This is a genomic window from Peribacillus sp. CSMR9, assembly GCF_033141925.1.
Classification (GTDB): Bacteria; Bacillota; Bacilli; order Bacillales; family DSM-1321; genus Peribacillus; species Peribacillus simplex_A.
The window spans coordinates 1-10,186 of sequence record NZ_JAOPHO010000097.1; the positions used below are offsets into that span (position 1 = coordinate 1).

The 10,186-nt window shown below is 37.8% G+C and carries 6 protein-coding genes and 2 pseudogenes; 2 read left to right on the plus strand and 6 right to left on the minus strand.

What is annotated here, in order from left to right; all coding sequences use genetic code 11:
* Positions 1–33: 33 nt before the first annotated feature.
* A complete protein-coding gene (locus N9I19_RS22825; RefSeq protein ID WP_317779069.1) occupies positions 34–318 on the minus strand; it encodes an iron-containing alcohol dehydrogenase in 285 nt (94 codons plus the stop codon).
* Positions 319–585: 267 nt separating this feature from the next.
* On the opposite strand from N9I19_RS22825, the gene N9I19_RS22830 reads away from it, so the two are divergent.
* Together N9I19_RS22830 and N9I19_RS22835 are read left to right on the plus strand one after the other, a co-directional pair.
* Complete coding sequence (locus N9I19_RS22830) at positions 586–2,511, plus strand: sigma 54-interacting transcriptional regulator (protein WP_317779070.1); 1,926 nt, start codon at positions 586–588, stop codon at positions 2,509–2,511.
* Positions 2,512–2,625: 114 nt separating this feature from the next.
* Positions 2,626–2,803 (plus strand): annotated as a pseudogene (locus N9I19_RS22835) (IS4 family transposase); the annotation flags it as partial.
* A gap of 132 nt (positions 2,804–2,935) precedes the next feature.
* On the opposite strand, the pseudogene N9I19_RS25365 reads toward N9I19_RS22835, so the two are convergent.
* From N9I19_RS25365 to N9I19_RS22855, 5 genes and pseudogenes are all read right to left on the minus strand, one after another.
* A pseudogene (locus N9I19_RS25365) lies at positions 2,936–3,145 on the minus strand (DUF1801 domain-containing protein); the annotation flags it as partial.
* Positions 3,146–3,514: 369 nt separating this feature from the next.
* Positions 3,515–5,890, minus strand: a complete 2,376-nt coding sequence (locus N9I19_RS22840; RefSeq protein ID WP_317779071.1) for a M14 family zinc carboxypeptidase — start codon at positions 5,888–5,890, stop codon at positions 3,515–3,517.
* Positions 5,891–6,840: 950 nt separating this feature from the next.
* Entirely contained in the window at positions 6,841–8,229 is a 1,389-nt protein-coding gene (locus N9I19_RS22845; RefSeq protein ID WP_317779072.1) for a M28 family peptidase, read from the minus strand.
* A 370-nt stretch (positions 8,230–8,599) separates the two neighbouring features.
* Positions 8,600–9,112 carry a hypothetical protein gene (locus N9I19_RS22850; protein WP_317779073.1) on the minus strand — a complete coding sequence of 171 codons (513 nt, stop codon included), beginning with the start codon at positions 9,110–9,112 and terminating at the stop codon, positions 8,600–8,602.
* A 762-nt stretch (positions 9,113–9,874) separates the two neighbouring features.
* On the minus strand, positions 9,875–10,186 hold a 312-nt coding region (locus N9I19_RS22855), incomplete at its 5' end, for a hypothetical protein (protein ID WP_317779074.1).

The following is a 10,186-nucleotide window of genomic DNA, read 5'->3' on the forward strand; positions in this document are numbered from 1 at the left end:
TCCCCTCTCAGATAGACTGTTAAGAACATTTTATCATGCTCTCTTTTTACTCTGTCTACCTGTAGGGGATAATACCAAAGCCTCTTCAACATGAGTATCTTTTGTTTCTGAGTCCACTCCCAAATATGTAATCGAGTGAACACCCTCACCTTGAAGATATCTAATAACCCTTGCCACATAACCTAGGTCCTTCATAGGCTTGTCACTGATTAACAATGCTTTGGAACCTAAATCACTTGCCACTTTGCCTAGTTTAGAAAGGCTTCCATTTCCATGATATACAATATTAGGCGTACGTAATTCTCCGATAAAAATCATACTGCACCCCCTTATAAAAAATTGACTTACAGTTATAAACTAATGCAAGAGTTGTGCCAACTCGTTATTAAGCCAAATTTCCTGTAAGTGCCCATCCGTTTCTTAAATATCTGTTTTCGAAAAGCGACACTCTATCGATAATTATGTAGATAAACAAGAACAACTCCGTTGACAAATGACAACAATTTCCTTTAGTATTATTTTGAATATTAATATTATTCAAAATTCATATCAATTTAAAATTATATATAAGATAGGTGATTCTTGATGAATGTTTTAAATAATAAAAGCGTCTCCTATAATATTTTTAAGGACGGTATCGTTGAAGATTGGATGGAAGAAGAGTCATATTTATTACAAATTCACGACTCTATTTTTAAAGCTGCTAATATCATGTCGAAATACGAAATAGATAACATTGCAGTGGTTAACGAAGATTGTATAGTAAAGGGGATTGTCACTTTCTCAATAATAATGAGAGCATTTTTGAATGGCATACCTTTAGAACAAGAAATTCAAAATATCATGATTAATAAGTTCCCTGCTTGCTATGCTGACGAGCCTATAAACGAACTTTCCTTTCAGTTTGGAACGCGTATTCCAGTATTAGATAGAAATGGACGTCTTATTGGTCGTTTCCCTTCAACGAGAAGGTTGCTAAACCAATTCTTTTTATTGAGCGAAAAAGTACAATCATTAGATCAAATAGTAAAAATGTACGATCTTTGTTTTGATACAGCCTATGAAGGTATAACTGTGGTAGATCAAAACGGCGTAATCCAACTTTTTAATAATTCCTACAGCCGTTTCGTACAAATGAGGAAGGAAGAAGTTATAGGTAAGCATTGTACTGAAGTAATTGACAATACACGGTTGCCAGTTGTTCTTGAAACGGGAATTCCGGAACGCAATAATGCGGTTATTTTGCAGGGGCAAGAAATGATTGCTAGCGTAATCCCGATTTGGAGACATGATAAAGTGATTGGTGCAATAGGAATGCTTGTTTTCGAAGGAGTTTCAGAGCTCTCTAAAGTCTTTGATAGGATGCAGACCCTTAAGGATAAGTCGAGTCATAAACAGATTACACTTGAATATCCCAAGAAAGATGAAGAAACGATCACATTTGATAAAATTATCGGTGAAAGTAGCTCTATAGGTGAAGTTAAAAAAATAGCCCGTCGAGCAGCAAAGACAATGGCTACGATTTTAATTATCGGTGAAAGCGGTGTTGGAAAAGAGTTGTTTACCAAAGCTATTCATAATTTAAGTCCGGTAAAAAATGGTCCATTAATATCCATTAACTGTGCGGCTATTCCTGATGAGTTGCTTGAATCTGAGCTTTTTGGGTACAACCATGGGGCTTTTACAGGAGCAAGCAAGGGAGGAAAACCAGGGAAATTTGAATTGGCTCATAACGGAACGCTTTTTTTGGATGAAATTGGAGACATGTCCCTTCACCTACAGGCTAAACTGCTCCGCATCTTGCAGGAACAAAAATTTGAAAGGATTGGGGGCATTAATGAAATTCATGTGAACGTACGCATTATTGCCGCAACGAACCAGCCATTAGAGCAGTTGGTTGAAAAGGGGACCTTTCGAAAAGATTTATTCTATCGTCTAAACATCATTCGTTTGCACATCCCTCCCCTCAAAAATAGAAAAACAGATATTCCTATTTTAGTATCAAAATTATTAGAAGATTCTTGCAATAAATACCAAATCCCCCCCGTTAAATTAAGTCGAGAAGTCTTGGAAAGCTTCATTCAATATGATTGGCCTGGAAATGTTCGGGAAATGGCAAACCTTTTAGAAAGCTTAGTTGTTCTTTCAGATCAAGCACGAATTCAACTAGAAGATCTGCCACCACATCTTACAGACTATCTTATGAAGACTAAAAATAAATATAGTAAATATTCTAGTGAAAAAACAGGCCAGATCTCAACTCATACTATTAATCCTCTGATAACTACTGATCTAGAATTAGATCAGCAATTAGGTTCTCCTCACCAAGGAAATAGTTCAACAACCTCTAATTTGCTGATTAATGAAAAAGTGGCGAACGAAGAACGTGAACGTGACCTTATTTCAAACATCTTACAGAAAGTAGACGGAAACAAATCGAAGGCAGCTAAAATTCTCGGCATCCACCGGTCTACTTTATATAAAAAAATGCTCAAACATCACCTAAGATAAACTTGATAGGGGTAGCGTCACATGCCCATCAAGCTAAGTTAAGACGATACCTTCAAAAATGAAAAAACGCTATGCTTATCGTAAGAAGTTTACGAGAGAGGATGGTGTTTTTTTATGAATCCTATCATCTCTAGTGAACTAACACTTTTCGCACAAGATTTACAACGCTTTTTATCTCCAATAGTCCTACAAGAAATCGCCAAACAAGTTGGTTTTATACAGCGATCTAGTAAGTATCAAGCAGATGAACTATACTCTTTGCGTTTGGCTCAGCCAAGAAGTCGCTCGTACATGAAGATAGAAAAACTAGTGTGATTTTTGACTGATAGCACATCCAACTTTAAAAACCCAGCTATCTTCACATGAGAAGATTAGCCGGGTTTCTTAATATTTACATCCAATGATTTAAAGAATTGATTTGAAATTAAAGCACTACAGAGGCTTGACTAACTATTGAGACAAGCTGGTCGAGATCAATCGTATCCCCTTTGCGGAGCTTCATTGTCTTTCTTTCTGGGGGTCCATCGAATATGTCTTCTGGAAGATCCAATGTGACAGCATTAAAAATGGTAAAGCTGACTGCTGCTTTAGATGTCGAGATAACTGCAGCATACTTTCTGTTTTTTTTATAATGTCACAGTACGAAGACACTACGCTTATTAAAGTATGCCCCGGTAGTTGAATAAGCAAATATTTCTTTCATGCAAGTATAAAGCTACCAATGTGGTTTTTCAATGGATGCCCATCAAAACAGAATGGTTATTAAGGAAAGTGTTCCTTTATAACGGAATAAGCAAATCCTGCGGGGTTTGCTTTTTTGTCTGGAGAACCATTGATAACATTGAGATGCATGATTTACTTCCAACCTCATCAGAAATATAGCCCAATCCTTTCCGTTATAGCAATTGCTGAGATAATTGTTCAAGACTTAGTAGTCAGCGTTTAGCATTTTTTAAATAGCCAAAGCCGGATTCATTGCTGAATCCGGCTTTGGCTATTTCTACTATTTTTCGAAAATTGCATTTGATAGAAGACGGAACAAGTAATCCGGGTGGTCGCGGAAACCTGCTTCTAACCCAATAAGAGTTACATCTTTATTCTGTTCTTTTACGATTACGGCTTGGCTCTTGGCGGTTATGTTATTTTTCCAATGACCAGCTATGAAGAAATTATCTGAATCTGCAAGGGTCGCGACGACTTCATCATTATCCGTACCCGTGAACCATGTTGGACGATAGACAAAGCCGATATCATCCTCTCCATATCCTGCTGTTAAACCGGTTCCCTCAAAATCGACTTTTACGATACCATTACTGTTGGAACCTCCTACATTAATGATGTCGTCTGTAAGACCAAGTGTCTTAGTTGCTCTAGATGCACCAGCACCTACAGCTATATATTTGCCTCCTTCATTTAAGAAGCTTGTCATATTTTCTTTAAACGCATTAAGTTGCCCATCGTTCTGTAATCCAAATTCTTTATTAGCTTGAGATAGGTTGGTAGAAATGAGACTTTCCGTTCCACTATAGACAAAAATATCAAAACCGTAAAGGGTATTTTTAGCCACTTCGACTGGCGTAACTTCTGTCACATCAAAGCCTAGTCTTTTCAAAGCGAGCTTTGTTCCTGCGTGTGATTTCTGTTTACCCATACCTCCATCCTTTAATATAGCCACTTTTAAAGACGTAATAGCCACTGCATCTACTGGTACCTCAGCAGTTCCAACCTGTAACCCAGATTCTTTCACCGCTGCTGATACCTGATTAGCTACTGCTTTTGCAAAGAAGTTACCTTGTGCATCACGTACAATAGGTATTCCTTGCTTAAGCAATGCATTTACTAAATTTACCGATTGGACAGAGCTGTTCGGAATCAGAAACGGTCCTTTTCCTGAAACCGTTCCTTGACCTGTAATCTGGTTTACTTTCGTTGCTTTAACTTTAATAGGATTTTGTGTGGCTACTGCCTCGAATCCCCAAAGCTCCGGTAAACTCCATGCGGAAATGTCGTACATCGCTGGGGTATCGTTCGTGATGTCTTCCCCATCCCAGAGCATCGTGTTTGCTAATCCGGCTTTCGCCTGATCCATCTCAACGAGATAAGTTCCTTTTGGATATGACACTCCATCCGATTCAAATGCATTCACAGCTTGAACAACTTCAATATCATTATTGATCAAATGATTTACTGCCTTATTCGTAACAGTCGGATCCTTAGGGTCTAGTGGAAGTATGTAGGCTTTTGGAAACAACCCTTCCTTATGAAAAGGATGGTCAAAGTTAATTCCTCTTTTAAAAACTTCAATTTGATCAGTAATCATGGATTGCTTGTTAGCTGTTGCAAATTTCAGTGCCCCCATAATCGAATTATACATCCATCGTACGCCATCCCAATCATTTGTTGGAGCTTCTAATGTATGACCGTAAGCACCATGGTACATCGCATACATTGGTGTGAAAATTGGTGGGTAATCATCCCAGCCAGCGGAATCGTCGCGCAGCGGAATATAGGTACCTTTCATGTTTTGATACAAGGATCCTGAATAGTTCCCATGATCCTTCATTATTTCCGCTTCCATCGCTTCTGCCTGTTTATAGGCCCATTTTCCGTATAAGTCATACTCGTAATTAGGATTATGCGGTGGCGTACAAGGCTCAATTAACCCCTGCAGATTTGGCTGATAATTCTTCACATAACCATGAGTATCAAGGAACACCATGGGATTCCATTCTTTAATGAGCTCAACCATCTCTTTTGTTTCTGGCTGCGACTGGGTGATAAAGTCACGATTTATGTCAATTCCTTCGCCATTAAAGCGGGTGGCATCAATCCGTCCATCTGGATTTTGTACGACATTGAAAATAAGAATGTTATTCTTTAAAACGTCTTTGGTTGTTGAATCATTTTGGGTAGCAAAACGTTCAATTAATTGAAGGATTGCATCGCTTCCGACAAATTCAGTCCCATGAATAGAACCATTAATCATGATTGGAACTTTAAAGTCAGGATTATTGGCAACCCATTCTTGAGCTTTGCCTGGATTCTTAAACATTTGCTTTCTAAGTGCCTTCACTTTTCCAAACTTCCCTTGCGTTGTTGGGTCAGCAATCGTGACAACGTAGAGTGGGTTTCCATCAGCTGATGTTCCACGGACTTCAACTTTCACACGGTTTGAAAGTTTTTCAAGCTCTTTTAATTTGGAACCAATTTGTGAGAATTTCACAAAGTCATAGTTTTCGCTATTAAACTTGCTTCCGTCCTGTTCCTCATATGTATTCACATTTGTCCATTGAGGTTTCTCAGCATGTCCAGAACTCCACGGAATTACTGTTAGTAAACTCACAGCCATCAGGCCGGATAATGCTTTTTTCTTTTTCATCCTAAAACCTCCAGTATGTATATATAGTGATTTTTTGTATATATTAAAATACATAGTTTAATTGAATACAACACGAAATGACTGGCTAATGGGCTGAACAAATTCTGTTGAAAGCGCTTTAAATTTATTGCGTTGAACAAACCACATCTTTAAAAATAGTCTGTATAAAATTTGATAAGCTCCCCCAGTAAGTAATGCTACATAAAGTTGACCTTCCGAAACTAGTGCTGCAATAGGAGCGAATCCCAATAAAATAAACAATGAACGACTTGGTGGAAACGCAATACCTAAACCCGCATTACCAGCGTCTACTAGCTGCTTTAATTCCTTTCTAGACTAATAAATTTCTCCTTTTCTGCATCCTCCTAATATTTCTTTTCTAAAAAATAAATTTCCATACATGTTTAAGAGTATCGCCTCCTTATTAAGAAATAGTAACCCACAAACTTAGATAACTGTTTTATAATATTATACACTTATTTTCGTGTGAATTAAGAATTTTCAGTTAATAACGACTGAATTTTTATCCTATTTTCATCACTTCATAAGCATATTAGTATTTATAAATAATTTCCATGCGCTTCTAAGTCGGTAAAAAGAACTGGTCTCGTACAATGTGTCAAACAACTTAGTTTAGCAAGCTTCTATTGTACGCAATTCGGTCCGAAGGTTAGAAAAATTAGGATATACCGTAAATATATCAGAAGCATCCTAACCACCGATTTATTTGGTGAACTTTAATAGGGCGCTGCTCTTTTTCAAAAAATTGAAGTTTGCGTTTTATTTTTTATATGGTCTTTTTCCTGATTATTAGTGTTTAATTATAGTGAAAAAATTAAGCACGAGGCGCTGGTCGATAAAAAGAAGAGAGCATCTGTAAACTACACAGCTGCCCTCCTGATTTTCTCCAAGACCCATTATTAATCTCGTAATTCTGTACAATGAAGTATTTAATCTACCGGACGGTCATCAAAATCATAGTCTACCGTGACAGGTGCTACACGTGCATTTGTTAATGCCGGAGTTTCCGGACGGGCAATTTGATACACACTGGCACCGACAATTTCAGCTGCTTGCTGCAATTTTTCTTTCGATATCTTATCCAGTGTATCTGTAGGCTGGTGATACCAAGGCTCTACAGGGGAATGGATAAACAAGGCGGATGGAATGCCAAGCTCATGGAATGGTTGGTGGTCACTCCTGCCCAGCTGTCCATAAGGAATCGCAACATCCATCGTTCTGGCCCCTGCTGAGGAACCCAGGTCCGTCACAAGGTTTTTCATTCCATCAATGGTATACATAATCAAACCACCTGCAGGATTATCCTCGCCAGCATCACGTCCGCCTATCATATCCATTTGGAAGTGAGCCACCATGCGGTCTACATCCTCTTTGGGAAGGGAATCTGCATAGAAGGATGATCCAACGAGCCCTCTTTCCTCAGATCCGAACGTGAGGAAGCGAATTTCAGTGTCAATTGGTGTTTTGGCCAGGATCCTTGCCAGTTCCAGCACAGCTGATACACCTGAAGCATCATCGTTTGCACCAGGGCCGCCCGGGACAGAATCATGATGGGCTCCAACAGTAACGATTTGACCATTATCCTTATTGGCTTTTGGTTTTAGGGAAGCGATGACATTGTAGGATGTCTTTTCGATTCTTTCAGCTTTTCCCACTTCCAGAGTTGACGTGATTTGTTTAGTTTTAAGCTGTTCGACCAACTCTAAACCTTGGGCTTGGGTAATGGCTACAGCAGGTATATTTTGCCCCGCTGATACTTGTCCAAAATTATTTCCTGATGGTGAGTTGTTGTACATTAAAACGCCAACCGCTCCTTTATTTAGGACATTCTGAACCTTTTCAACAAAGGTAATGTCCCCACGTTCAACTAGTGCAATTTTCCCAGATACATTTTCTCCAACTTCCTCTGGCTTTGCTTTTCCAACATTAACAAGTTCGGCCGTTACCTTCCCGCTGATACTGCCGCTAATGGCACGCGGTGTTTCTCCTAAATCACTGTCACCAATTTTCACTTTTACATTTTGCACCGTATCATAGATGGGAAAAGGCTGAACCTTTGTTTCAAAACCAAGACTCTTAAACTGACTTTCTATGTATTTGACTGCACGGAGCTCCCCTTCTGTACCAGCAGCCCTCGGTTGCTCTGATAGATAGGCAATCGTATTATACATATTGTCCGCACTAATTTTTTTGATAACTTTGTTATCAAAAGCTGTGTCAGACTGGGCATTTGTTGCCCCGTTTGTTTGTGCAAATACTGTACCAGTTGATAGAGCCATACCCGCAGCTAATAGTACTGTTAGTGATTTTCTATACATGTAATCCCTCCTTATTCATAATATTCCTAATTATGTATTTAACTGAATAGTTTGTAAATGATCCATTAGTCTTTAAATTCCAGCTATCAATCGGTGTCTGACACCCGCTCTCTTTATATCTGCCATATTTACTGAAATTAAAGGACTCAAAACATCAAATAGATGCTTCCTTTTATTATTTCAATCATCATCTTAAATTCATTAAAACTCAGACAAAAAAGCACCCAAACTGGATGCTCAAGTTTCTATACCGGCCTTGTATTATAATTCCCAGATAGTAAATAGTAGTTTAAATAACTTTCATTCAAATCAGTTGAAGCTCCATAGGACAAATCCAAATACAAAAGAAATCCCGCAGAGTGTTGTCGTCTCATTCCTCAAAGAACCAGCCTGCTTTTTGTTCATCAGTATAGGTAGAGATCCAAGGATATAATTCTTCATACTTATAATTAATAATAATTCCTTTGTTTAATACCACTATACAATCTATTTGTTCAAAAATAGGGACGTCATTTTCTTCGTAATATGTCTTGATTTCTCTAATTGTGTCATCAATATTACTTTTAGCCTTTATACTAAAAATAAAAAAAGGGACCTGTTTTGAATGATTGCGTATATATTCTGGCTTAGAATTTTCGTAAATAAGTGTATTGACTCGTCGACGCCATTTTTTTACTGATATACCTTGCACTAATCTTCTTTGGAGTTCATGAAAATTAGCTATATCAGGCTTTACTTCTATTGCAACATCTACACCGTCAGAAACAATTAGACTATGTTTACCACTATTATTGACGGTATGAGGGAAAGACGCATTTGTAATAGAATTTTGGGTCAGGTTATTTAACCGTTTTATTATTAAACACAGCTTTCTCCGGATCAACCTTGTAAATCACACTATTAAAGATATATTTATTACCTTTCCCCATAGTCAACATTTCACATCAAATATAGCCCATCTTTCAATCAATCTTTTTTCAAAACGATACAACTTTATTAGGGGCACGGAAACCATTCGAGGATTAAGGGGTCATTTGTATAAAAATTTCCAATCGTTGTAAATTATCGAACCAAATAATCGGATTAACAAAATTAATGCGGATTCTACCATATTTCAACAGGACTTAAAAATGCTAATTGAACCTTGGCTAACTGTTAAACAATATGATCAAAAAGATATTTAAAAAAAGTGTTCAACAATAAGATAAGTCTTTTCAAACAAAGCCCTGAATCTTCTACTTAGCGTAGAAAATTCAGGGCTTTTTATTCCAAAAATTGTCTTAGCGTATTCGCGTTTTGTCGGCAGGACCCCATCGCCATCAAGCTAAGAAAAAGGAATACCCCCAAAACGAAAAAATGAACTATTTTTTCTATAAATATTACTAAAAGGATGGTTTTTTTCGTTTGGGGGTATAAAGAAATTTTAACTTGATGGGAATGAGGTCCCGGTAGCAAAACGAGGAAAACATACGCTAAGCAGAATTCGACATCAAAAAAGCCGAGTTTTCCTACTCTAAGGAAGCTCGGCTTTTTTTTTAAGTCTTAACAGCCCTAAATTTTCAACAAATTTATTATTTGTATGTTATAAATTAGTCATACCATCTCAGTTCAATTTTTTCTGTATAATAATCCCCTTCGTAAAGTGTCATATATAGTTCTTCGTCGCCAGCATCTCCACCAACACCTGAATAAATAGCAAAAGTACCACTAGAATAAGATCCAAAATTCTCTGTATTGAATCCATTATAGTTATCATCAACGCTAGCATCATCCCGTTCCCACATCCACCCTTAACCGAGCCTTCTAAGGTTCTAAAACAAACCTTTACACCGTCACCATTCAAGGAGTGAGTTTTTGATTTGCCGGCAGTATCCAGCGTAACTGTTTCAATTGCTACCCGAGTCCATTTCCCATCTCCATAGGTTCCAATATCCGATAACGCAGCACTTTCCTTTAC